The sequence below is a fragment of the Exiguobacterium marinum DSM 16307 genome (genome assembly GCF_000620845.1).
GTDB lineage: Bacteria > Bacillota > Bacilli > Exiguobacteriales > Exiguobacteriaceae > Exiguobacterium > Exiguobacterium marinum.
On the sequence record NZ_KK211189.1, the window covers coordinates 1,951,383 to 1,973,826 of the forward strand.

The 22,444-nt window shown below is 45.5% G+C and carries 23 protein-coding genes; 3 read left to right on the forward strand and 20 right to left on the reverse strand.

The features are described from left to right. Nucleotides 1-68: 68 nt before the first annotated feature. Genes P400_RS0110370 through P400_RS0110385 form a run of 4 tightly spaced genes read right to left on the reverse strand, consistent with a single transcriptional unit; the run spans nt 69 to nt 2,584 of the window. Nucleotides 69-521, reverse strand: a complete 453-nt coding sequence (locus P400_RS0110370) for a GDYXXLXY domain-containing protein (protein WP_026826128.1) — start codon at nt 519-521, stop codon at nt 69-71. Beyond that, nucleotides 518-1,702, reverse strand: coding sequence for a DUF2157 domain-containing protein (locus P400_RS0110375; protein WP_026826129.1), 1,185 nt, complete (start codon nt 1,700-1,702; stop codon nt 518-520). Before P400_RS0110375 ends, P400_RS0110370 begins: the two co-directional genes overlap by 4 nt. 17 nt (nt 1,703-1,719) lie before the next feature. Continuing rightward, nucleotides 1,720-1,920 (reverse strand): DUF2187 family protein, encoded by a 201-nt coding sequence (locus tag P400_RS0110380; RefSeq protein ID WP_026826130.1) that lies wholly within the window; start codon nt 1,918-1,920, stop codon nt 1,720-1,722. Between the two features lie 40 nt (nt 1,921-1,960). Beyond that, nucleotides 1,961-2,584, reverse strand: a complete 624-nt coding sequence (locus P400_RS0110385) for an NUDIX hydrolase (RefSeq protein ID WP_235181848.1) — start codon at nt 2,582-2,584, stop codon at nt 1,961-1,963. A gap of 112 nt (nt 2,585-2,696) precedes the next feature. Here P400_RS0110385 and P400_RS0110390 point away from each other — a divergent pair, with 112 nt between their 5' ends. Beyond that, the gene (locus P400_RS0110390) at nt 2,697-4,235 is read left to right on the forward strand and encodes an FAD-dependent monooxygenase (RefSeq protein ID WP_034771097.1); all 1,539 of its coding nucleotides are present in this window, start codon (nt 2,697-2,699) and stop codon (nt 4,233-4,235) included. Nucleotides 4,236-4,285: 50 nt separating this feature from the next. Here P400_RS0110390 and P400_RS0110395 read toward each other — a convergent pair whose 3' ends face one another. Next, on the reverse strand, nt 4,286-4,537 hold the full coding sequence (locus tag P400_RS0110395) for a hypothetical protein (RefSeq protein WP_026826133.1): 252 nt from the start codon (nt 4,535-4,537) through the stop codon (nt 4,286-4,288). Nucleotides 4,538-4,632: 95 nt separating this feature from the next. Between P400_RS0110395 and P400_RS0110400 the strand changes: the two genes are divergently transcribed. Continuing rightward, nucleotides 4,633-4,920: a hypothetical protein gene (locus tag P400_RS0110400; protein ID WP_026826134.1), complete on the forward strand. Its 288-nt coding sequence runs from the start codon at nt 4,633-4,635 to the stop codon at nt 4,918-4,920. Between the two features lie 35 nt (nt 4,921-4,955). Here the strand turns inward: P400_RS0110400 and P400_RS0110405 are convergent, their stop codons facing one another. The 8 genes from P400_RS0110405 to recU all read right to left on the reverse strand — a co-directional run bounded on the left by P400_RS0110405 (nt 4,956) and on the right by recU (nt 13,735). Continuing rightward, entirely contained in the window at nt 4,956-5,531 is a 576-nt protein-coding gene (locus P400_RS0110405; RefSeq protein WP_026826135.1) for an NERD domain-containing protein, read from the reverse strand. A gap of 26 nt (nt 5,532-5,557) precedes the next feature. After that, nucleotides 5,558-5,854, reverse strand: a complete 297-nt coding sequence (gpsB, locus tag P400_RS0110410) for a cell division regulator GpsB (RefSeq protein WP_051546020.1) — start codon at nt 5,852-5,854, stop codon at nt 5,558-5,560. A gap of 4 nt (nt 5,855-5,858) precedes the next feature. Continuing rightward, nucleotides 5,859-6,404 (reverse strand): DUF1273 domain-containing protein, encoded by a 546-nt coding sequence (locus P400_RS0110415; RefSeq protein ID WP_026826137.1) that lies wholly within the window; start codon nt 6,402-6,404, stop codon nt 5,859-5,861. Continuing rightward, on the reverse strand, nt 6,401-7,564 hold the full coding sequence (locus tag P400_RS0110420; RefSeq protein WP_026826138.1) for a ribonuclease H-like domain-containing protein: 1,164 nt from the start codon (nt 7,562-7,564) through the stop codon (nt 6,401-6,403). The genes P400_RS0110415 and P400_RS0110420 overlap by 4 nt, the downstream gene beginning before the upstream one ends. After that, a complete protein-coding gene (locus P400_RS0110425) occupies nt 7,561-9,810 on the reverse strand; it encodes a DEAD/DEAH box helicase (RefSeq protein WP_026826139.1) in 2,250 nt (749 codons plus the stop codon). The genes P400_RS0110420 and P400_RS0110425 overlap by 4 nt, the downstream gene beginning before the upstream one ends. Before the next feature lie 18 nt (nt 9,811-9,828). Next, a complete protein-coding gene (locus P400_RS0110430) occupies nt 9,829-10,389 on the reverse strand; it encodes a hypothetical protein (protein ID WP_026826140.1) in 561 nt (186 codons plus the stop codon). Nucleotides 10,390-10,469: 80 nt separating this feature from the next. Further along, a complete protein-coding gene (locus P400_RS0110435; RefSeq protein WP_026826141.1) occupies nt 10,470-13,088 on the reverse strand; it encodes a transglycosylase domain-containing protein in 2,619 nt (872 codons plus the stop codon). 20 nt (nt 13,089-13,108) lie between these two features. Further along, nucleotides 13,109-13,735, reverse strand: coding sequence for a Holliday junction resolvase RecU (gene recU / locus P400_RS0110440; RefSeq protein WP_026826142.1), 627 nt, complete (start codon nt 13,733-13,735; stop codon nt 13,109-13,111). Nucleotides 13,736-14,093: 358 nt separating this feature from the next. Between recU and P400_RS0110445 the strand changes: the two genes are divergently transcribed. After that, nucleotides 14,094-14,945 (forward strand): DUF3800 domain-containing protein, encoded by an 852-nt coding sequence (locus P400_RS0110445; RefSeq protein WP_034771101.1) that lies wholly within the window; start codon nt 14,094-14,096, stop codon nt 14,943-14,945. Nucleotides 14,946-14,983: 38 nt separating this feature from the next. Here P400_RS0110445 and nth read toward each other — a convergent pair whose 3' ends face one another. The 7 genes from nth to dinG form a co-directional block, all read right to left on the reverse strand. Beyond that, nucleotides 14,984-15,643: an endonuclease III gene (nth, locus tag P400_RS0110450; protein ID WP_026826144.1), complete on the reverse strand. Its 660-nt coding sequence runs from the start codon at nt 15,641-15,643 to the stop codon at nt 14,984-14,986. Then, the gene (locus tag P400_RS0110455; protein WP_026826145.1) at nt 15,643-16,227 is read right to left on the reverse strand and encodes a DnaD domain-containing protein; all 585 of its coding nucleotides are present in this window, start codon (nt 16,225-16,227) and stop codon (nt 15,643-15,645) included. The genes nth and P400_RS0110455 overlap by 1 nt, the downstream gene beginning before the upstream one ends. A 62-nt stretch (nt 16,228-16,289) precedes the next feature. Continuing rightward, a complete protein-coding gene (asnS, locus tag P400_RS0110460; protein WP_026826146.1) occupies nt 16,290-17,591 on the reverse strand; it encodes an asparagine--tRNA ligase in 1,302 nt (433 codons plus the stop codon). 20 nt (nt 17,592-17,611) lie between these two features. After that, on the reverse strand, nt 17,612-18,799 hold the full coding sequence (locus P400_RS0110465) for a pyridoxal phosphate-dependent aminotransferase (RefSeq protein WP_026826147.1): 1,188 nt from the start codon (nt 18,797-18,799) through the stop codon (nt 17,612-17,614). A gap of 20 nt (nt 18,800-18,819) precedes the next feature. Next, nucleotides 18,820-19,305: a hypothetical protein gene (locus tag P400_RS0110470; RefSeq protein WP_026826148.1), complete on the reverse strand. Its 486-nt coding sequence runs from the start codon at nt 19,303-19,305 to the stop codon at nt 18,820-18,822. Then, on the reverse strand, nt 19,302-19,487 hold the full coding sequence (locus P400_RS0110475; RefSeq protein ID WP_015881492.1) for a YpmA family protein: 186 nt from the start codon (nt 19,485-19,487) through the stop codon (nt 19,302-19,304). Before P400_RS0110475 ends, P400_RS0110470 begins: the two co-directional genes overlap by 4 nt. 64 nt (nt 19,488-19,551) lie before the next feature. Further along, on the reverse strand, nt 19,552-22,362 hold the full coding sequence (gene dinG / locus P400_RS0110480; protein WP_026826149.1) for an ATP-dependent DNA helicase DinG: 2,811 nt from the start codon (nt 22,360-22,362) through the stop codon (nt 19,552-19,554). Nucleotides 22,363-22,444 lie beyond the last annotated feature (82 nt).

Consider the following 22,444-nt stretch of genomic DNA (forward strand, 5'->3'; position numbering starts at 1 on the left):
ATAAAAATTACAGATTCGTTACAATAACACTTGTAACAAATCTGTAATCTCCCTGTCATGCTCTTCACTTATTCAATTGGCTTCAAATCATGCAATCTGAGCATCCCCCACGGCGCAACATCGACTTGAACCGTAAAAGAATTTTCACCTTCGACCGCATCCATTTCATCTTGAGGGACACGATACGACCCCATTTCTTCTATATAAAGAATACGGTCATAATAGTTCGCCCGTACTCCTCCGAGAAACGGTTTTGACTCAACTCGGTCAATCACAGCAAATCCGTCTTCCCCTTGCTCGAACGAGACGTAAACCGTACCCGCCTCCACATTTTGTCGTCCTTCAAACTCGTCATATTCAAGATAGATCGAGTCTCCAAAATATGGATCGAACGGTTCAAACGAAGTTCCCTTAAACGTGTACGTTTCCCCTACCCATGAGATGGCATAGACGAGGATGACAAACAAAATGGCAATCATAACTTGTACGGCCGGAATGACCCACATAGACAACCGTTTCATGTCGTCACACCCTTTCTTGTACGATTACGCCACCATAATCCGAGTGACAACGCAAAGACGATCAGTGCACCGATTAAGAAGAAGAGGGATACATCCAAACGGTCCCAAACATAAATGAAATAAATCGTCATTTGGACGACTAAAAAATAGATAAAGGCGAAGATGGTGGGTTGTCTCGTCATATCTTGGCGAACGAGGTACGTGAGTGCAATGACTTCGATCATCACTGCCAATAACACACCTGAATCTTCGAATAGCGCAAATGGGATTACAGCAAGAAAGCATACCCACAAAAGGTCGTTTCGACGATGGATTAAATAGATCGCAACGAATGAAATAGAAAGGAGTGTTGCCTCAAGAATGGATGGTGGTCTTTGAGAAAGCCAGCTTCCCGTTACATTTACTAAATATCCAATCGACAAAACAGCTGCGACAAACAGATATACAGATTGCCACCCGGCTTGTTTTCGATAAAACAAGAGAAGCACATGGAGGATAACAAGAGACCAAAGTGGCCATAGTCTACCTTCATAGTCCACATATTGACCAAAGATGTTAAATAATCCGTAAAAGGTAAGCCAAGCAAACGTCCGATCTAACGATTCTTCCACAAAATGGAACCATACCCATGTCACGATGAGTGCAAATCCAATTAACGTCAACCCGATGCCTTCGAAACTGTTTGTGACAGCCATGAACGCAGTGATAGCGGAGATGATGGAAAAGATGACGTGCTCATACATGATTCGGTGAAGGACTGCCATCGTGAAGAGTATCCAAAACAGCAAGGTCAACTGCCCCGACAGATTATACGTCGTAAAGATGACCGCCATGGTCGCCACAAAAAAGACGAATCCTAACACGCGTAATAATATGACATACCTCGGGGTTTTCAAGCGAACTCGTTCGGCAAACACATAAAATCCAACCATAAAAAGAAGAAATAGTCCAATCTTTAAAAGGTCGGGAATCGCCTGCCAATTGGCTGCGACGAAGCTAAATAGACTGAGCGCTAATAAAATCGACCCGACAATAACTAAAACGGGCGGCTTGTGATTGTTTCGCTCACTAGCCGCCCGTTGTTTATGTTCATAGTCGACTAGTCTTTTACCGGTCGATTCATCTAACAATCCCGCCTCTTGCCATTCACGAACTTTTTTGTCAATGGACACCTCAATCATCCCTTTCAAAAAAAAGGTCAGCTGGCGCGTTCAATCAATTCTAATTCTGATTTTAATAAAACTTGTTTTTCAAACTCGAGCCCGAGTTGTTGAAATTCTTCCATAATCGATACGTCTGCGATCACGGTATTGGTCAGTACGGCGGTCACTTCAGCAACCCATCCTTCACGAGTCGACTTCACGATATCACCTACGAGGAATTCTTCAGACACACCCATTCACTTCCAATCTAAATTTGTTTCTATCATTATAACGAAATTATGTCGGTTTGAATACGTTTTCTTTTATGCGTTGAATAAATTGTGTCAAAAATTTTCCAGTAAGCCCCCAAATGATGTAGTCATCGTGTTCATAAAAGGGTTCTTTCATTTTAATTACCCGTTTTTCGTACGCTTTAGCATTTGCCAAGCGATCAAGTGGGATATTTTGATCTGGGTTCATCGTCCACTCCATCTCACCATGGAACGGGTCTATCATAAGTAATGTAGATAAAGGAACGGTAAATAAATGATCAACTTCATCCGTTCCCTGTGCAGTTGGAAGCCGTGACAACATCCCGACAAACGGATAAATCAATTGTCGATGGGGTGTGGCAAGTGGCCTTAATTTACCGATGACTTCAACTTGACCAGAAGTAATCTCTAATTCCTCACACGTTTCTCGAACGGCGGCTTCAACAGGTGTTTCTCCTTTTTCAAGTCGTCCTCCCGGAAAAGAAATTTCGCCGGGCTGCTGCCGCATCGTATGGGCACGTACTTCAAAGACGACATGCCATTCCTTCTCTATTTCTACGAGCGGAATCAAAACCGCTGCTGTCTGTTCGTAATCTTCTTCCATTGTAAAGCTATTTCGAATTTGGTCTTCATTAATCAATGGCTGCACACTGTTCACTCACCTTCCATCATCGAATATCCTATACCGTTCTATACCCTACTTTTCGTTTAATCGCTGCTAATGTCGGAAATATCATTATTAATGATAGGAGTTGATCACTTTGAATGAACAAGTGGATGTACTAATCGTCGGAGCCGGACCTACCGGCCTTACCCTCGGACTGACCTTGGCAAGATATGGCGTCTCATTTCAAATCATCGACCGAAAGACGACCCCGTCGGATAATTCTCGAGCCATCGGGATTCAACCACGGACAATTGAGGTGTTTTCTCGATTAGACGTCGCCCAAGAAGTACTCGAACGGGCCCGTACGATTGAGCGGGGAAATCTCTATTTCTCAGGTCAATGGACGGCAAAGCTCGAATTTTCAAAGCTTGTCACTCCGTATCCGTTCGTGACACTGTTGCGTCAAAATGAAACAGAAGAAATTTTAGAGCGTGCCTTGCTAAAACATGGCCACGCAGTGAGACGCGGAGAGTCACTGTCTTCCATCACACAATATCCATCGCGGACGATCGCACATTTGACTGCTGAAGACGGAGCTCATCGTTCTGTCGAAGCTAAATATGTCATTGCTGCAGATGGCGCCAATAGTTCCATCCGTCGAATGCTCGCTCTCCCATTCAGTGGGAAGTCGTTTAAAGAGGCGTGGGTATTAGCAGATTTGAAAGCAGATTGGCCCATTTCTCGTGAAGAGGTGCATATTTTCTTCTCGGATCGAGGAGTACTCGAGGTCTTTCCACTCACGGATGAAACGATTCGAATCACGGGAAACTTACGGACCGATGAGTCGTTCGTCGAATCGGACCTTCAACAATTTGTGGAACAACGTAGTCATATGCCAGTTCGCATACACGATGTCGAATGGTTCTCGCTCTTTCGGGTTCATAATCGAATGGTTGATACGTTCATCCATAATCGCATCATCCTAATGGGCGATGCCGCTCATATCAATTCACCGGTCGGGGGACAAGGAATGAACACCGGGATTGCGGATGCATTCAACTTAGGTTGGAAGCTATGGCTCCATTTGAAGACAGGCGCACCGCATCAAGTCGTCTCGACGTATCGGAATGAGCGTGAGTATGTGGCAAGGAATGTTCTACAGACGACGAATTTCGCAACTGAGATGCTCCAGACGACACTCCCGATGCTATTACCGTTTCAAGCGATCGGGGCTGATGTCTTCACACGAGTCAATCTCGTCAATCAAAAGATCACGGAACGAATCTCGCAACTTCATCTATCGTACCCAAAAGCGTTGCGTATGCCGTTTCGTCGCGTCGCCGAAGGAAAAATATTCCCAGAGACTGAAATTTTACGAACCGACGATGGATTTCGGACGAAGATTTCAGAGATCGCCGATGGGCGCTTTCAAGTGCTCGTATTTGACGATGGCAAACGTGATTTGACGCCAATCTATGAATACTTAAATGAGTATCACCCGTTCCTTCAGACTATCTCATTGTCCAAGACAAGCCGTCCATTTTTCGACCAAGGGAATGAGCTTGCCAAGTCACTCTTTATGAAACGTGGTATTCTAGTCATCCGTCCGGACGGCTATTTGTTGCACAAGCAACACCACGTCCGTCTAAAACCGTTACAGGACAAGTTGGCTGTCTGGCTTCCACCATCTTAAGGGTGTATAAATGGAGAGCTTCACCAAATTGGTGAAGCTCTCCATGTCATTTACTCTTCAACATTCACATACAGAATACCAGGTTTCGAGAGCGTCAAATCGTAGAATGCTTCGAATGCCTCGATGTCTTCTAGCTTGCGAAAGTCAACCTTGTCAGTCTCTTCATTCGGGATGGCGACGATAATGCCTTCCTCCGTCAACTTGATCATGCCCGTTTGTCCATTATGAATCCGAACGTAGAGTACTTGCTGGTTTTCTAAGAGCGAGATCGCCTCTCGTCTCGATTGAATCGGTTTTTTCATATAATCCCCTCTTTTCCATTTTAGTATAACGTTCCGTTCGTATTGCTTTCAACTCGTCACCCTATTAAACTTGTGTAAAGAAGGGGTTGAATGCGTTGGAAACATTACTCATCATTGTGCTCGCCATCTTGTTCATCATTTTAGTCACGATTCGTACGATTCGCAACTTAAAATGGGTTCGCTTCGGTGAAGCGTTCGGGAAACAGGGCGAAGAGTTATTAGCTGATTATCATTACCTGACAGAACAGGAAATCACATGTCGTATCGAACAAGGACTTCCGACCGGTAAATTGTTAAAACCGCTCGCTAAAAATTTAGACGATCGTGTCGCGCTATTCGTACATCGAGATGATGCCGCAAAAGCAAGAGAACTTTTAAAATAAGAAGATGGCCGAATGCATCTCACTCGGCCATCTTCTTATTTATGTATCTGTCTTTCTGAGCAGTAGTAAGCGATTTGTTTGACGAGCGGCTCCGTCAACGTTTCAAGAGTCGTTTTGCTGATGACCTGATCGACGAGTGTGAAAGAATCGCCACAATTGGCCTTGACCCGCTTGAGCTTCAACTGTTCCGTCTCCGGGAAGATCAAGAAGGAATAGACCGGAATCGCTTGTCCACACTCTTTCTTCAACCGTGCCCGCACTTGTTTAGTCATTCGCTCTAGCTCCGTGACAGGATGTGGATAGATGTGCTTCCATCCCATAGACGTCTCCGTCCGACACTCACGGTTCGTCAAATGGACAGGGGCTGGAGTTCGATTTAATTGAATCAAGAATACACCTTTCGGCCCGACGAGCACGTAATGAACGAGATCCTCGCCAAATTCGACTTGTTCAATCATCATCCAGTCAAATCGACATGTTTGTCTGATGTTCTCGACGAGACGATCTGTATAGCTTGTCGGTGCCTTCATCACTTCTTCTTTCATACGAAACAGCTTTTTTGTCTGTTGTTTAACAGGTTGTTTCTCCGTGGCCGTTAACACTTGCAACATTGACTCCACCCCCTATTCATTATTGATTATTCACTCGGCCCTACTTGCTTACCAAAGACCGCTTTTTCTAAATTTGAGATACGGCGCAGCATGTCATAGTTAGACGCAACCGGCTGTGCCGGTTTAGCAGGTTCCGCAACAGGTGCAGGCTCGCGACGCAATGAGTCATTTTCTTTTTGAAGACGTTCGATTTCTTTCATCATTTTTTCATAATCCCGGATGACCACGTCTAAAAATTGATCAACTTCTTCTTGCGAATAACCTCGTAGTGCCGTTTTAAATTCTTGTTTATAAATTGCTTCTGCCGTTAATTCGGTTTGCATCATATCACTCCCATTGTTGTTCCCATTGTTTTTCTTCCTCGATGACACGTAAATCTTCCTGTGTGATGAGAAAGACCTCCATAGTGGACTTTCGCCGAGCCCCGTCGACTAAAAAGCGGGGACTTCCCTCCGTTTCTTCGTCGTATAAGGTAATCAATCCTTCTGCTTTGTCTAAAAAGAATGCAGTTTTAGCGCGTAGTTGACTCGGATCTTCGTATGGCCGCTGTGTCAACGGTTCAAAAAAGTCCGCTTCAAGTTGCAGCTGTGCAAACAATTCCTGTTCGAACGGCTTATACCGTTCATCCATATTTAAGAACGGAGGAAATACTGCAATTTTAATCGGGTACGTTTCTCTTAACTCTAACAATACTTGTCCAGCCCATAATTCACAACCATTCGTTCCACTAAAAATAAACCACTCGGCGCCCAGTTCGATGACTTCGAGTATCTTTTTACGATAAGCTTCCTGAATGATTTCAATTCCTGGATGGTCCGCTTTAAAGATGCCCAGTTCATGAGGACGATATCCTGTAACGGCTACTACTTTCATAATCGCTTCCTTTCTAGACGGGCACGGCGATGTTCTAGCTCGTCTTTCTCTCGTACAATCGTTTGACGCAAAACCGTACGTTTTTTCTCGAGCAGTTCCATGGCCCGCTCCGTATAATCAATCGCGAGTTCCACGTCCTTTTGCTTGTGCTCTGCATACTTGGCAAGTTCGACATAGCCTTCGATCGTCTGCAGCGACTCAAATAACGGGATTGCTTGCTCCATACGACCCGTTCGCTTCAATAACATCGCTTGCCGCATGACGGCTCGCTTCGAAGGACTCGAAAGTTGTTCAAACTCTTTGAGTGCACTTTCCTGTTCCCCAAGGTCATGTAACCAATGCGCACGTTCTTCTCCGAAATCTGTCTCGGGAGTCGTGACGAGTTGACTGAGTCGTGTGTAAAGAGAAACAAGGCTCAAACAGTCCGCATGATGGTGCTCAAGGACCGGCGATAGTATCTCTGGGTTCCGTTCTTTGACGTACTGAAAATAATGCATCGGGGCTAAAAAACCAGGTAAATCGTCTGTCCGTCCGTGACCGAAATACGTTTCAACTGCTTTGAGCGACACCGATTCTAATCTCGGTTTCAACAACCGTCTTGCCGCATGTAGTAGATCAACATGCCCGACGGAAGGCAATGCTTTTACCCGTGATTTGACAAACGTATGTCTCGTTTTGATTTGTGGCCAGTCAAAGGACTTCCCGTTATAAGTGACGAACCGCACCTCATCCCCGATATCCTGTAAAAAATGATAGTAGAAGGCAGTCTCAAAGGCAGGATGAGGCAAGACATATTGAATCATTTCAAGTTGATCCGCTTGAATTCTCGCGAATCCGATTAAAAAAATCGACGTCCCAGACCCACGCAACCCGGTCGTCTCCGTATCCATAAACAGGACTTGTTCAGGCTCTAGGTCGACCGTAAAGAAAGGATGCTCGGTTCGATGCATCATAAGTCTTGCATCTCCGAACGCAAAGTCGTGGTACATCTCATCAAGCGGATACGTAGTTCGGAGACGAACACACCATTCTCCTTCGAACGTTAAAATTTCTCCACCCTGTTCAATCCATTTTTGCTGCTCCACTTCGTCAGGTGAGGAGACGCGTGATGGTTCGACAGGTTCTTTCGTTTTAATTAATCTAGATAACTTTGCTTTCATAACGATCCTTTCAATGCTTGTAACTGACGGATGACTTGCTGTTTGAAGTCCCCGTATCCAATCATACCGACACAGCGAGGGCATCCGCTCTCACACGGACAGTCGGATACCGTTCGTTCCGCTGCTTCAAGTACCTCGTCTGCATCTTTATAGAGTGCCTCACTAAGACCGATGCCACCCGGATAGCGGTCGTATAAATAAACGGTCGGTTTAGTCGTGTGAGTCGACTTCATTTGAATGGTTGTAAATAAATCGAGCGTATCACACATGAGATAGAGCGGCGCAAGCCGTCTGAGTAAATCACTGACCGCTTCAAGTTGATCTTCGAGATCAGCCTCCGAATAGGCAAAGCGTTCATCCAATGTGAACCATGTCGCCGTCGTATGCAGTTCTCGCTCCGGAAGATGAATCGGGCCAGACCCGATATTCTCATGCGTCCCGAACTTAATTTTTTTAAAGAGAGTGGCCATCGCGATGACAGAAACTTCTCCGAACGTTTTCACACCATCTGTCTTGTTCTCTTCTAGCACTTTTAATTCCACGGCCAAATTCGCATCCGTATAGTAATCGACATCGACTCGGCGTACAAATGCCTTTTTTTCTTCAAAATCTAACTTCTCGACTTGATACTGCTCGGCACCATGCAAATAGATCGCCTCATCGTGCAATAGTGTCATCGCACTGAACGTGTCCATTTCGCCGATCACTTGATGTTTTGCGGTTTGATCGACAATGACGACATTTTCTTGATCGCTCGTCCGAAGCGAGATGTCATGCGCTGGGAAGGAATCCGTCATCCAATAATATTTATCGGCCCGCTCATGTAACACTTGTGCATCCGCTAAAAACTCTAAAATATCTTTCGGGTCGACCGTTCCGAACCGTTCACTTTTATGAAACGGCAATTCGAATGCGGCACATTTCATATGGTCAACTAAAATAATGAGGTTGTTTGGGTCTAAACGGGCAGCTTCCGGTGAACGGTCTAAAATCATATCTGGTTGTTCGACGACAAGCTGGTCAAGGGAAGAAGATGATGCCACAAACACCACAAGCGACTCCGAATGACGTCGTCCGGCCCGACCTGCCTGTTGCCATAGCGAAGCGACAGTGCCTGGATAACCATTCAGGACACACGCTTGCAATTGACCGATATCAACACCGAGTTCTAGCGCATTTGTTGAAACAACAGCTTTTATTTCACCATTCCGTAACCGCCGTTCAATCTCACGGCGTTCAGACGGAAGATACCCCCCTCGATAGCCGACAATCGATTTTGGACCAAGTTCTCGTCGCGTCAGTTCCTGTAAATAAGTCAATAATACCTCGACACGTACACGTGATCGGGCGAACACAATCGTTTGAATGTTCGCTTCCACGAATTTTGAGGCGATGCGTTTCGTCTCGAGCGTCGCACTCCGACGAATCCCAAGCGCTTCATTGACGACAGGTGGATTATAGAAGATAAGATGTTTCTTACCTTGTGGTGCGCCGTTCCGGTCAACCAATACAACTTCTTCTTCCGTTAACAATTCAGCAAGTTCACGCGGGTTCGCGATAGTCGCTGATGTCATAATCCATTTCGGATGACTTCCATAGTAGGCACAAATTCGTTTTAAGCGGCGAAACACGTTCGCCACATGACTGCCGAATACGCCACGATACGTATGCAACTCATCGACAACGATGTATTCTAAGTTTTCGAATAGACGAATCCACTTCGTATGGTGTGGTAAAATTCCCGAATGTAACATATCAGGATTGGTAATAACGATATTCCCTGCATCTCTAACTTTCGTGCGGGCGGCCGGAGATGTATCTCCATCATACGTGAAGCATCGTAAGTTGCCTTCGAGTGCCTCGACCATCTCCATTAAATCACTATTCTGATCTTGGGCAAGGGCTTTTGTCGGATACAGATATAGTGCGCGTGCAGTCGGTTTTTCAATCATCTTTGACAAGACAGGCAAGTTATAACAGAGCGTCTTACCAGAGGCAGTAGGCGTTACAATCACAGTCGAATGACCGGCAGCCGTTTGTTTCACAGCTTCAGCTTGGTGCGTGTACAGTTGCTCAATTCCCCGACTTTTCAATACGTTTGTCAATTGTTCTGGTACTTGCTCCGGGATGGGCGCATATTGTGCTGGGCGCGCATCGACCGTATGCCAATGTCGTACGTTTTTCGCAAAGCTCGGGTCTTCTTTTAATTCTTTAACCATCTCTTCTACAGAGCGCGATTTCCGCATCAGTTCACCTTCTTTTTTTTAAGAATTCGAAGGTGCAAGTTCTACTACGACTTCTCGGATACGATTAATCCGTTCATCTCGTATCATTCTCGATACAGCGGGCATGTGAAACAAAGTCATGCTTTGAAACGTAGCGGCAACATGCTCATTTTCTTCTTCAAGACGGGTCAGCGCGTCTTGAAACAGACGTTGCGTTGACCGCCCAAATAAGACAATGGTATGTAGTTTCGTACATTTCGAATGAACCGCTAAAAGATGTTTCGCATAGCGTTGCACCGTTTTATAGTAATCTTCGTCTGTCGACAACGTTTGGCGATTGCCACGAAGTAAGTCAGGATAATATGATTCCTCGCCCGTAAACATCGTTTCGACACCGATTCTTTTTACATAAGAATGTCCAGTCGCCTTAGCGACCGATCGGTCTTGGATGAGACGTCCGAATGGAATCGACTCTTGTAACAGCAAATGTGAAAGCTTCAGTCCGAGATGTCCACCAAGAGGCACTCCAAAATCGTCGTCTTGCAGTCGATCAATGACAAATAACACTTTCATCTTGCGTTTTAAAGAGAGTTGAACCATGTGTCACCATCCTGTTCCCTTTCTTTTCATTATAACAAAGTCGCACGAAAAACAGGGCGCACAATGTCGCCCTGTCCTCCTTAGTTATCAGTGTTGTCAGAATTGCCGTCCTCACGATTCGTGTCAGGCGATTCTTCATTCGATTGACCTTCTAACGGAGCTCCTGAATCCTCTCCATCAGTCGGCTCGTCGGTTCCTTCATCAGTGCCATCATCCGTCGCTGGTTCGTCAGGATTTTGTTCGTCAGTGGTGTCTTCGTTGTTTCCGTTACCATTGCCGTTGTTATCTTCATTCCCGTTGCCGTTGTTCTCGTCTGACGGGTTATCTTCATTGCTCTCGTCTTCAGAAGGATTTTCTTCCTCCTCTTTTGGTTCTTCTTTCGGTTCAATCGAGTAGGTCGCTTGCGCTGGTCCGGATTGCTGTTCACCCGTCAACGGGTTCGCGGCGTTCGCCACAATCGTGAACGTCGTCTCACCTTCAGGCAAGTTTGTAATATCCACACTCGTCTCACCTGTAGTACCCACGACTTTTTCAGTGCCGTCAGCAGATTTCTGCGTCACTGTGAACGTGATGTCATTATATCCGTCCGCTTTCACAGCGTCAAAATCATATGACCATGAGACTGAACCAGATTGTGAATCTATATCATAGTTGACGCTTGCGCCCGTAGGAGCATCCAACTTCTCTGGTTGAAGGTCTTTCGGTTTCGTCCCTTTTACATAGAGCTCATTGCCAAGTGATAAAACGGAGTCCGGACGCTGGAAACGGTCTGGTTGTCCCGTCGCATTCGTCACTTGTTGCATCATATACTCGAAATAGTATTGAGCGTAGTCTGGATCAAAAGAAGCGACTGTCGACTCTTTCGTTTTTCCTGTCCACACAGAAATCGAGTAATCTGTGGAGTAACCAGTAAACCATTTATCTTTCGGGTTTGTCGAGTTAGGCTCGTTCGTTGTTCCAGTTTTACCGGCTACGTCCCAAGGAAATGCACCTGGGACATATGTTCCACCTTCAGCACTGACGACGTCACGGAGCATATCCGTCAACATGTATGCTGTATAGTCTTCCATCGCTTGCTTCGCTTTGATTGGAGAGTTGATACTTGAACCGTCATTGAATTCAATCTTTTGAATCAAATGAGGTTTCGTATACATACCGTTTGCGCCAAGTGTTGCGTAAGCAGCAGCCATCTGTGTCGTGCTCGCTTCGGCAGTACCAAGTGCGTTGGACTCATTTAGTTGATCTCCGGAATAAGAAGGCTCAATACCAACGTTTTTCACGAACGATTCGATTGCATCTTGTCCGTATTCATCACGTACTTCTTGGAATGCACGAACAGCTGGCGTATTCGCAGAAATTTTCAAATATTGACGCATCGTATTTGGACCACGGAAACCAGTGTAATAGTTGTTTGGACTGTACGTACCTTCTAACTCGGCGTCAAGCAATATTTTCCCCGTCGACCATTGTCCGTTTTCAATTCCTGGACCATAGTCGAAGAACGGTTTCGCCGTCGATCCAATTTGATATTTTTCATTTGAGTAGTCACGATACGTCGTATCACCTTGTTTCGCTTGCTGGCTATCGACGATGGCGACAATCTCACCTGTTTTCGTATTCAGTACGGTCGCACCCATTCTCAAGTCCTCAGGGAAACCATTTGTTTGTAAATTGACGTTGTTCGATTTAATGTCGCTATTGATTTTTGTATGCAACTCTTTATTGATTGACGTATACACTTTCAGACCTGTGCCATAAATATCTGACTGGTCAAGCCCATAATCATCTTCTAACTCTTGAAGCACACGTGAGTATATCGCACGCGTGAACGCTTCCTCTTCCGTCTCTTCACCCGGTGAGATGACGTCAGCAATCGCGACATCAAGTGCTTCGTTATACTGTTCTTCAGAAATATGACCGTCTCGTTTCATCGCAGACAAGACCTGTTCCTGCCGATAACGTGTCAACTCCTGGTCACCATTGATTGGGTCATAGGCGCTCGGACGTTGTGGAAGACCTGCGAGGATGGCAGCCTCCTGATAATTGACCTCAGAGACTGGCTTGTTGAAGTAGCGTTTCGATGCGGTTTGAACACCGTATCCACCACTACCATAGTAGTTTTTGTTCAAATACATTTCTAAAATCTGTTCTTTCGTATACTCACGTTCAAGTTTGAGCGCAAGCCACTGCTCTTGAAGCTTACGCTTCAACTTCTTGTCTGTTGAAAGAAACGACTGTTTCACCAACTGCTGCGTGATGGTAGATCCACCCTCTGCACCGAAACCGTCAGTCAAGTTGGCCACAACTGCACCACCGATTCGACGCAAGTCGATTCCGTTATGTTCATAAAAGCGACGATCTTCAATTGAGACGACCGCTTGTTGCATCACTTGTGAAATGTCGTCGATGGAGACGTACTCCCGAATTTGACCGGCACCTTCGAGCGGTTCACCTTCAGCCGAAATCAGCTGAATTGGATACGTATCAACGAGTTTTTCTTCGTCAAGCTCTGGTGCCGTCGCAATCGCATATACGGTATATGCTCCAAATGCAATGACTGCTGCAATAAATAACATGAAACCTAATAAAAAGATGCGTTTCCACATCGGTTTCTTACCTTTAGTCTTTGGTTGTTTACCAGTTTTTTTACGTTTATTCGTCGTCGAATCTTGTCGACGTGCGACCCTACTTCGCTCCATTCATGGTTCACTCCTTCTATTCAATCGAGCCATTGATCGAGCACCGTCAAATAATCAATCGACGGTAAGGCTCTCGTCGGAACTTCAATCGCGTCCTGTTCAATAAAACTGAGCGGAATCGATTTTCGTCCCGTCAGTCGTTGTTCCCACCACTGAACAAGTTGTTCCGTGGTCAATACATATTGCGTATTATAGCGACTAAAGCGGATGATGACAAAACAAATCCCTCCGTGACGTTCACACTCGCGCATATGTTCAATCTGATGTTCATGAAAATTTCCGAGCGGAAACGACGTCTTATTATTCGTTTCTTTCGCTTCAAAGTCAATGTACTTACCGCGATACACTCCGTTATAGTCGGTCGTGGATGCCTGCTTGAAATAGGCTTCCGTCACTTTAGCGGCACTGCGCTTCGGATAGTCGACTTTGACAATTTGTAACGGTGTCGGTTTCTTATGAATGACAGCTCGTTGATGAATCCGATAGAATTCATTCGTTTCATTTAACAACGTCTCTAAATTCATTCCGCGATTCGCATAGGTTGGAGAATTCGATACTTCTCTCGAAATTCCTTCCCCCTTTGGTTCCTTTGTCACTTTTGCTTTCTTACCGTTTGGATAATGGAACAATGTCGTCACCCCATACATACATATTAACAGGTCGGTCCACTCGTTCCTTCCGTCTCAGGTCTGATTGTCGACTTCTGTCGGTCGACACTTGTGTGGATTTACCGCAACACATATCGTACCAAACTCCCGTATGTTAAACTAGTATGTAAGCGATTGTGTATCCAAATTGAAAAGCTCTCGTCACGTAAGACCCGATTGTTTTTCTATGATAATAGCACCTCTTCTGTTTAGCCAAGATTGTACATCGATAAACCTAATTGATGTCATTCTGAAAAAAAGTGTGCAATTTATGTGCAATTGATTGACCGTATCACCATTTGGAAATAAAATAGGTAGCTTAAAAAACGTAGACGTTAAGCCGTTTTGGAGGGATTGGATGGAAAGTGGAAAGAAGTATGTCATGTTCGTCGATGAGACAGGTACACCGAAAGGCAACACACAGTTCAATTTGACTGGTGTTCTGATGGAGTACAAATATTCAATCGATGCGGATGAGACTGGATTACCTTGTGTATTAAAGCGACGCCTTCAAGCGTTTAAGCGAGATGTTTTTAAAACCGAACAGATCCCGCTACATCTGAAAGAAATTTTAAAGGCTGAACATCCTTATGGAAAAGAAGACGGCATCACAATCGACATGTTGCGTGATTTTTGGGATAAACTACCTGATTTTTTACGTGGCATCGATTGTACAATCGTTAGCGTCGAGGTCGATAAGCAGAAATTACATGATTTTTACTCGACGCCAAAAGATCCATATGTAGTCGCCTTTGCTCATCTCATGAAATCATTTTATGCTTTTTTAGAAGAAACAGAAGCAGTCAGTGCTCGTGTCGTCCTCGAATCTAGAGATGATTACCAGAACTTATTGATTCAAAAAGCATTTTTCGATATTTTCAACTCGGGTACGGTCCATCTCGATGTCGAAAAAAGTCGTCAAAAGATTAAAGGATTCATCTTCTCTGAGAAGCAGAACACAATGTATCAATCCGGTCTAGAGATTGCAGACCTCGTCTGTCTCCCGTTGTCACGTGTTCGTCGAGGTGTGATTGAGGTAAAACCACGGTTCGTCCATTATGGGGACGAGAACCGAATTTTCAAAGCGATTAAGGACAAAATTTACATTCGTAAAGAAAGTCCGGACCAAGACTTCCGCAACTGGGGCTTCAAGAAAGTACCCATCACGAAAAAGCGTCGTGAATGGAGCGACCACCCTTGGAATCATTAAAGCGAAAATGCATCGACACAGAACGTGTCGATGCATTTTTATGTGGTGACTTTCGTCGATTTCATCCGTTTCTTACCTTCCCGGCACATATGAAGCAGCGGACATGTCTCACAAGCCGGTCGCTGCGCTTTACAATGGTAGCGTCCAAAGAAAATAAATTGATGATGAAGTTGCGACCACTCATCGCGCGGGAACTTTTTCATCAATGTCTCTTCAACTTGACGGACGTTATCTTTCCAACGACAGATACCGAGACGTTTCGAGACACGCTCTACATGTGTATCTACCGCAAATGCCGGTTCATGGAAGGCGACTGACAAGACGACGTTAGCCGTTTTGCGGCCGACACCTGGAAGTGCCTCGAGTGACGTCCGGTCTGACGGCACAATCCCGTCATGCTCGTTCACGATTTTCTCAGAGAGCGCCTTCACATTCTTCGCTTTATTCCGATACAGTCCAATGCGTTTAATCAACGTCTCAATCTCCGAAACTTCTGCCGTAGCCATCGCTTCAACAGTCGGAAACGCTTCAAACAAACCTGGTGTCACCTTGTTGACTAGGGCATCTGTCGCTTGCGCAGATAGCGCGACAGCGACTACTAATTCGAATGGATTTTGATGCGTCAATTCGCAATGTGCATCCGGGAACATTTGCTTCATCGTGTCCGCTATTTCTTGCAGCTGAACTCTCGTCAACATCACTTATTCCTCCGTTGATATTCCACGACATCCTCGAGCGATTCGACTTGATGATCCTGCCAAACACGTAAGATTTTGTCCATGTATTTGAAATTTCGCACATTCCGTAATTTCGCTTCACGGAGTGCCGCCATGATGAGTTCTTCACTGAAACCATCCTCCGTCATCCATCCGACGATTTGTTCAATCTCAAACGGGGTGATCGTCCCGAATTCCCGTTCGAATGTATGAATGATGTTTTCATTCAATGTCTGTTGCGGCGTAATCTTCTCTTCAGCTTGCAATGCCTCGAAAAGTGGTAGCAAACTATATCGCTCGCTATTACTTGATGCATCGATTGCAATCAATTCTTTTTGCAACAGCCCAAGTAGCACTGACCGGGCCTCATTTTCCGACACATTCAACCGTTTCCCTAACTCGCTCGGGAGAGGCATGACGATGCCTTCACCAGTCATTTCGAGTAGATGAACGATAAGACTGAACTCAATCGGTGACAAATCGAGTCGTCTTGCATCGGTAAACAGTTTTCGCGGAATGACGACCGGACTTTGCTCGAATAATTGAATCAATTGATGTGCATCCATGTCGCACTTCCTTTCTAAGACACATCAATCGGGGAGGACATGACGTCTTCCCCGATTAATCGTTAAGGGTGGATTCGGTTTAATAGACGTGGGAACGGGATCGCTTCACGGATGTGTTCGATTCCACTAATCCAAGCGACCGTACGCTCGAGCCCGAGTCCGAAACCAGAATGAGGGACCGAACCGTATTGACGGAGTTCGAGGTACCAATCGTAAGCATCTGTTTCGTCAAGACCTTCTTTGATGATCTCTTCTTTTAGACGATCGTAGTCGTCCTCACGTTGAGATCCCCCGATGATTTCTCCATATCCTTCTGGTGCAATCAAATCTGCACACAGAACGAGTTCTGGGTTTTCCGGGTCCACTTTCATGTAAAACGGTTTGATTTCTTTTGGCCAGTGCGTGATGAATACCGGTTGATCGTGTGCGTTGGCAATCGCCGTCTCATGTGGTGCACCAAAATCGTCGCCGAATTCGATATCATCGAACCCTTCTGATTTTAAGAATGTTATTGCATCCTCATAACGGACACGTGGGAATGGTGCCTTCACTTGCGCCAATTTTTCAAGGTCACGTCCGAGAAGTTCAAGCTCGTTCTTACAGTTCGTAAGCGCTGATTGCGCGATGTAGGAGACGTATTGTTCTTGAATCTCGAGGCTCATGTCGTGATCGAAGAATGCCATCTCTGGCTCAATCATCCAGAACTCGATCAAGTGACGACGTGTTTTTGATTTTTCCGCACGGAACGTCGGACCGAATGAGAATACTTTACCGAGCGCCATTGCAGCGGCTTCCATATACAATTGACCCGTCTGCGAGAGGTAGGCTGATTGACCGAAGTAGTCTGTCTCGAACAACTCTGTCGTGCCTTCCGGTGCACTGCTCGTAAGGATTGGCGGATCGATTTTGACGAATCCTTCTTTGTTGAAGAATTCATATGTCGCACGAATGATTTCATTACGAACTTTCATAATCGCGTGTTGGCGACGTGAACGGAGCCATAAATGACGATTGTCCATCAAGAATTCCGTTCCGTGCTCTTTTGGTGTGATTGGGTAATCCACTGACTCCGCAATCACTTCTAAATCTGACACTTCTAACTCAAATCCGAGTGGTGTACGTCCACCGTCCGATTTGACGTTACCTGTTACCCATACAGAAGTCTCTTGTGTCACGCCTTTAGCGAGGGTGAACAATTCTTCAGCAACATCAGCTTTCACGACGACTGCTTGAGCAAATCCGCTCCCATCACGTAGTTGGAGGAACGCAATCTTCCCGCTTGATCGTTTGTTAGCAATCCAGGCCCCTACACGGACCGTTTGGCCTTCATAGTCTTTAAATTGGTTAATCGAAATTGTTGTCATGTTCATTTCCATCCTTTCGCTTATCGAGCGCGCTTCGTAACGAAGTCTTCTACTCGATCGAGCGCTTCTAAAACGCGTTTTAATTCAGTAGCATATGATAATCGTACGTAATCGTCCTGTCCAAAACCAGAACCTGGCACGAGTGCCACGTTCGCCTCTTCGAGAACAGCCTCACACCAATCATCTACTGTATCGTATCCGCTCTCTGTCGCGGCAACTTTTGCATTGGCATATAAGTAAAATGCGCCTTGCGGTTTCAAACATGTGATTCCAGGGATTTTGACGAGACGATCATAGACGATTTCAAGTCGTTCTTCAAACGATTGACGCATCATTTCCACATCATCCTGTGGGCCGTTATAAGCTTCCACTGCAGCCGCTTGGGCGAGAGACGTCGGGTTCGACGTCGAATGTGAAGCCAAATTCGTCATCGCACCAATAATTTTAGCATCACCAACAGCGTAACCAATCCGCCAACCTGTCATCGCATGAGACTTCGATACACCATTGATGATGATGGTACGTTCGCGCATATTTGGGAGTGTGGCAATCGATACGAATTCCGCATCACCGTAAATCAATTTTTCATAAATCTCATCGCTCACAACGAGAAGGTTGTGTCGAAGAACGACATCGGCGAGTGCCTGTAGCTCTTCTTTCGTATAAATCATTCCCGTTGGATTCGAAGGACTGTTTAAGATAACGGCCTTCGTGCGAGCTGTAATCGCATTCTCGAGTTGATTTGGCGTCAATTTAAATGACGTCTCTTCATTCGTATCGACTAGGACAGGCTCTCCGTCCGCCAATTTGATTTGTTCTGGGTAACTGACCCAATACGGTGTCGGGACAATCACTTCGTCCCCTTCATCTAGAATGGCTTGGAACAAAGCATAAAGGGCATGTTTCGCACCAGAAGCGACCATCACCTCGTTGCGTTCGAACGACAATCCACTATCGCGTTTCGTCTTTTCGATGATGGCATCTTTCAACGCGACCGTCCCGCCAGATGGCGTGTATTTTGTATCCCCATCTCGAGCCGCTTGACAAGCAGCATCAATGATTCGTTCCGGAGTATTGAAATCCGGCTCACCCGCCCCAAGACCAATGACGTCTTTGCCCGAAGCCTTGAGCGCCTTTGCTTTAGCTGTGATTGCTAACGTTGTCGATGGCGTAAGTTGTTTCACTCGTTTCGCTAATAGATGATCCATCATAATCCCCCTCTAATTCGTCACATTTGATCAGTCAGTTGAACACGTCGAATAAACTCTCCGGACTGTAGCGTATAGTATGAGTACGTATAAGATGCATCTGCTTTTGTAACCACTTCGATGAGTGCTCGCTCGTCGAACCCATATTTACAGCTGACAAGTTGTCCGCCAGTTTCCTCGATAGAACGTGCGCAGACGTCTTTCGCCTTCACTTCACCGAATTCACGTTGCTCAATCTCTAGTTTGTCATCAAGTGGAACAAACCAAATAGAATTCCCGTTTTCTTCTGAAAAAACAACATACGCATCCGTTCCATTGAACAGTTCTCCCTGTTCCACTTTCAGGTTAGGTGCCTCTTCAGTGAGACGATTCGTCGCTTCTTCGACAAGTTGTTCCTTTTGGTTTTCTGTATATCCAATCGTGAAGCGATACATCAAACTAAAGACAAGGACGACACCAATCAGTGCCGTCAGTAACGAGACGATCCATTTTGTTTTTCTTGTCATTCTGTACGATAGATGGTGAAAACCATCTCTTCCTTCTTTGGATCATTCACTTTCTTCTCAAGTGAAAGTCCGAACATCAAATCTTGACTTTTTAAAGTACGATTCAATAAATCGACAATCTTATAGACGTCCGCCGTCGGTTCGATGCGTACGCTTGCAAGCGTCTCGATATTCGAATTCATATTGATTCCTCCTCCAAAACACTATACGTATCATTATAAAGCGATAATATCATGATGCCTAGCGTTATCTATCATTTCGTGTTACAGACTTTTCTTTCTCATCTAAGAACAATTCCAACTCAGACAGAGAGGTATCTAACGTTCCTTCGATTCGATCGACTTTTGGCAAACTATTGATAAACTGTTTGCCATAACGGGTCGTCTCCACACGACGATCAAATACAAAAATTGCCCCGTAATCCCCTTTTGATCGAATCAATCGACCGATACCTTGTTTAAATCGAATGACGGCTTGAGGGAGTGATAGTTCAAAGAATGGCGATTTCCCTATCGACTCAATTTTTTCTGAACGGGCTTGCATGATAGGCTGATCCGGTGGAGCGAATGGTAGTCGAACAATGACCAGGCACGTCAACGCCTCTCCCGGAATGTCGACACCTTCCCAAAAACTTGCTGTCCCAAAGAGAATGGATTGTTCCATCCGCTTGAACTGTTTCGTCAATCGGCTACGAGAGCCTCCGCTGACACCTTGTGCGAGGAGCGTATAAGACGGGTCGAGGTGATCTTTTACTTGTTCGTAAGTCAAACGTAACAACTCATTCGATGTGAAGAGGACAAGCATTCGTCCTTTTGTCACGTTCGCAATTTGAACAATCGATTGCGCCGTCTGGTCGACAAACTGTGCAAGCGGTACATCGTTAATCAACGGGAAATCTGATGGGATAAACAACTTGGCTTGTTCTTTAAAGTTAAACGGTGAAGGTAATACGACTCTTCGGATTGGCTCACCTTCTAACCCGAGCCGTCGCTCCATAAAACTAAACTTACCAGAGACCGTCATCGTCGCCGATGTTAAAATCGTCGGTCTCTTCTTAAACAGCCGTTCATGTAACAACGGTCCAATTTCAACCGGTTGCGTATATACCGAGGTCAACTTTCGGTTACCTAAATTCAACTCGACCCAACTGACTGCATCATCGTCTCGTGTCAACATTGTTTCATAGATGACACTCTCAAGTTCTCGAACATCCCCGATTAGTGTTTTTAAATCACCTAAGAGCGCGCGTTGTTTAAACGTCATATGCTCTTTCCGTTCATCAAGGAGTCGATGCAAATGCCTAAGTGACGTTCTGAGCGTCCGAAGCTTGTCCTCTAATCGATTCGCCACCTCACGAATCGGGCTGAACGATGAGCTTTCCCGTTCAAAACGAACCGTTTGTCGTGGTTCTTTTTTCTTCCCTAACGATTGAAGCGCCGTCAGGAGGTCTTCAAGTTCTTCTTCGACCTTGGCGAGTGATGAATCAATCTGTTGGCTAAACGCTTCCGCCTCTTCGGTGACGGATGTCAAGTCCGCCAGCTGAATGATGCGAGAATGGAATTTTCCATCCGCGCCATATCCGAACCACTTGAATAACCGATCAAATTGGATAGCGTCAAACGTTACACCAAAGTGATGCGAAGCTACTTCTTCGACTTGATGCGCCTCGTCTAGGACGAGTGGTGTATCGGTTGGCAAAATACCTGCCTGATGTTGTAAGTCGGAGAACAACAAAGCATGATTCGTTACAATCAAGTCTGCTTCTTTTGAGCGAAGCACAGCTTTTGTGAAAAAGTCACGACTATACCATGGGTCAAATCGACCGAATTCACTCGAAGCATCGGCTTGAATCAAACGTTTGAACGAGGCGGGACCTTGCGTCGCAGATCCTGGAAAGGAGAGCTCTTCTAAATCTCCAGTCTCCGTTTCCGTCAGCCATACGAGGACCATCGCTTTACACATCGCTACCAAGAGTCCGTCATTTGATTCATCTAGTATCATCTCAAACTTACGTAAATCGATATAGTTTCGTCTTCCTTTTAAAAGTGTAAATTCAATCTCAGGAAAAATTTGGCGAAGTACCGGTAAATCTCGATTTAGTAATTGTTCTTGCAATTGTATCGTATGCGTACTAATAACAACTGGTCTTTTCGTCTCGAGTGCATGATGGGCACTCGGAATCAAATACGCCAACGTCTTTCCTGTCCCGGTTCCGGCTTCAACCAATAACGTCTCCTCGTCATCTAACGCTTTATAGACGTGTCGCATCATTTCAAATTGACTTTGTCTCGGCTCGAACTGCTCAAAAAGTGACGGTATCGTCTCTTCAATCGTGCGAAGTAGGAACGGTTCAAACGGTTCGCGATCTTCGGCCGGAACAAATCCGTCTGTCGGTCGATGTAGCGCAATTTTTCGATGTATATCAAAGCGTGACTCGTCGTCCGGTCGAATCCCAACCTCCAAAATCAATTCATCAAATAACGGTTCGATGTGGCTTGTCCACGACTCAGACAAGACGCGAAGTTTCTTCAATGTCACCATAGGTAAATCGCGTAATCGGTCGAGCATCCGGATGAAAAGCTCGGCTGTCGCGTCGGCATCACTAAGTGCCCGATGCGCGTCTGTATGTATGAGGTTAAATGTATCGGATAATGCTTCTAGCGCATGGCTCTCCAATGTCGGGTAAAGAATACGAGCCAATTCTACCGTATCAATCGCTCGTCCTTGAAATGGAAGATATCCAGCTTGTTCAAGACTCTCGTTTAAAAAAGTTAAATCAAAGGCGACGTTATGCGCGACAAATACCCGACCATCTAACATCTTCCAAATGTCGGGAATCACATCTTCGAATGTCGGTGCATCACTTACGTCATCATCACTAATCGTTGTTAATTGCGTAATAAAAGGTGGGATTGGTCGACTCGGTCGAATCAAGGTGCTGTAGCGCTCAATCACTTCACCATCTCGTACGACGACCGCTGCAAACTCAATCAATTCATCACCGGACTTAACGGAATGTCCCGTCGTCTCTATATCCACAATCACATACGTGTCCATAACATCCATCCCATCTTAGGCACGCTCGTGCTTTCTATCTGTCTCATCTTACCATAGAATGAACGACGAAAAAACGGGGATG

Bases quoted from the DNA above. Each gene is read 5' to 3' on its own strand.
- P400_RS0110370 (WP_026826128.1), bottom strand. From the start codon at position 521: ATGAAACGGTTGTCTATGTGGGTCATTCCGGCCGTACAAGTTATGATT.
- P400_RS0110375 (WP_026826129.1), bottom strand. From the start codon at position 1,702: ATGATTGAGGTGTCCATTGACAAAAAAGTTCGTGAATGGCAAGAGGCG.
- P400_RS0110380 (WP_026826130.1), bottom strand. From the start codon at position 1,920: ATGGGTGTGTCTGAAGAATTCCTCGTAGGTGATATCGTGAAGTCGACT.
- P400_RS0110395 (WP_026826133.1), bottom strand. From the start codon at position 4,537: ATGAAAAAACCGATTCAATCGAGACGAGAGGCGATCTCGCTCTTAGAA.
- P400_RS0110405 (WP_026826135.1), bottom strand. From the start codon at position 5,531: ATGTTGCAAGTGTTAACGGCCACGGAGAAACAACCTGTTAAACAACAG.
- gpsB (WP_051546020.1), bottom strand. From the start codon at position 5,854: ATGCAAACCGAATTAACGGCAGAAGCAATTTATAAACAAGAATTTAAA.
- P400_RS0110415 (WP_026826137.1), bottom strand. From the start codon at position 6,404: ATGAAAGTAGTAGCCGTTACAGGATATCGTCCTCATGAACTGGGCATC.
- P400_RS0110420 (WP_026826138.1), bottom strand. From the start codon at position 7,564: ATGAAAGCAAAGTTATCTAGATTAATTAAAACGAAAGAACCTGTCGAA.
- P400_RS0110425 (WP_026826139.1), bottom strand. From the start codon at position 9,810: ATGCGGAAATCGCGCTCTGTAGAAGAGATGGTTAAAGAATTAAAAGAA.
- P400_RS0110430 (WP_026826140.1), bottom strand. From the start codon at position 10,389: ATGGTTCAACTCTCTTTAAAACGCAAGATGAAAGTGTTATTTGTCATT.
- P400_RS0110435 (WP_026826141.1), bottom strand. From the start codon at position 13,088: ATGGAGCGAAGTAGGGTCGCACGTCGACAAGATTCGACGACGAATAAA.
- recU (WP_026826142.1), bottom strand. From the start codon at position 13,735: ATGTATGGGGTGACGACATTGTTCCATTATCCAAACGGTAAGAAAGCA.
- P400_RS0110445 (WP_034771101.1), top strand. From the start codon at position 14,094: ATGGAAAGTGGAAAGAAGTATGTCATGTTCGTCGATGAGACAGGTACA.
- nth (WP_026826144.1), bottom strand. From the start codon at position 15,643: ATGTTGACGAGAGTTCAGCTGCAAGAAATAGCGGACACGATGAAGCAA.
- P400_RS0110455 (WP_026826145.1), bottom strand. From the start codon at position 16,227: ATGGATGCACATCAATTGATTCAATTATTCGAGCAAAGTCCGGTCGTC.
- asnS (WP_026826146.1), bottom strand. From the start codon at position 17,591: ATGACAACAATTTCGATTAACCAATTTAAAGACTATGAAGGCCAAACG.
- P400_RS0110465 (WP_026826147.1), bottom strand. From the start codon at position 18,799: ATGGATCATCTATTAGCGAAACGAGTGAAACAACTTACGCCATCGACA.
- P400_RS0110470 (WP_026826148.1), bottom strand. From the start codon at position 19,305: ATGACAAGAAAAACAAAATGGATCGTCTCGTTACTGACGGCACTGATT.
- P400_RS0110475 (WP_015881492.1), bottom strand. From the start codon at position 19,487: ATGAATTCGAATATCGAGACGCTTGCAAGCGTACGCATCGAACCGACG.
- dinG (WP_026826149.1), bottom strand. From the start codon at position 22,362: ATGGACACGTATGTGATTGTGGATATAGAGACGACGGGACATTCCGTT.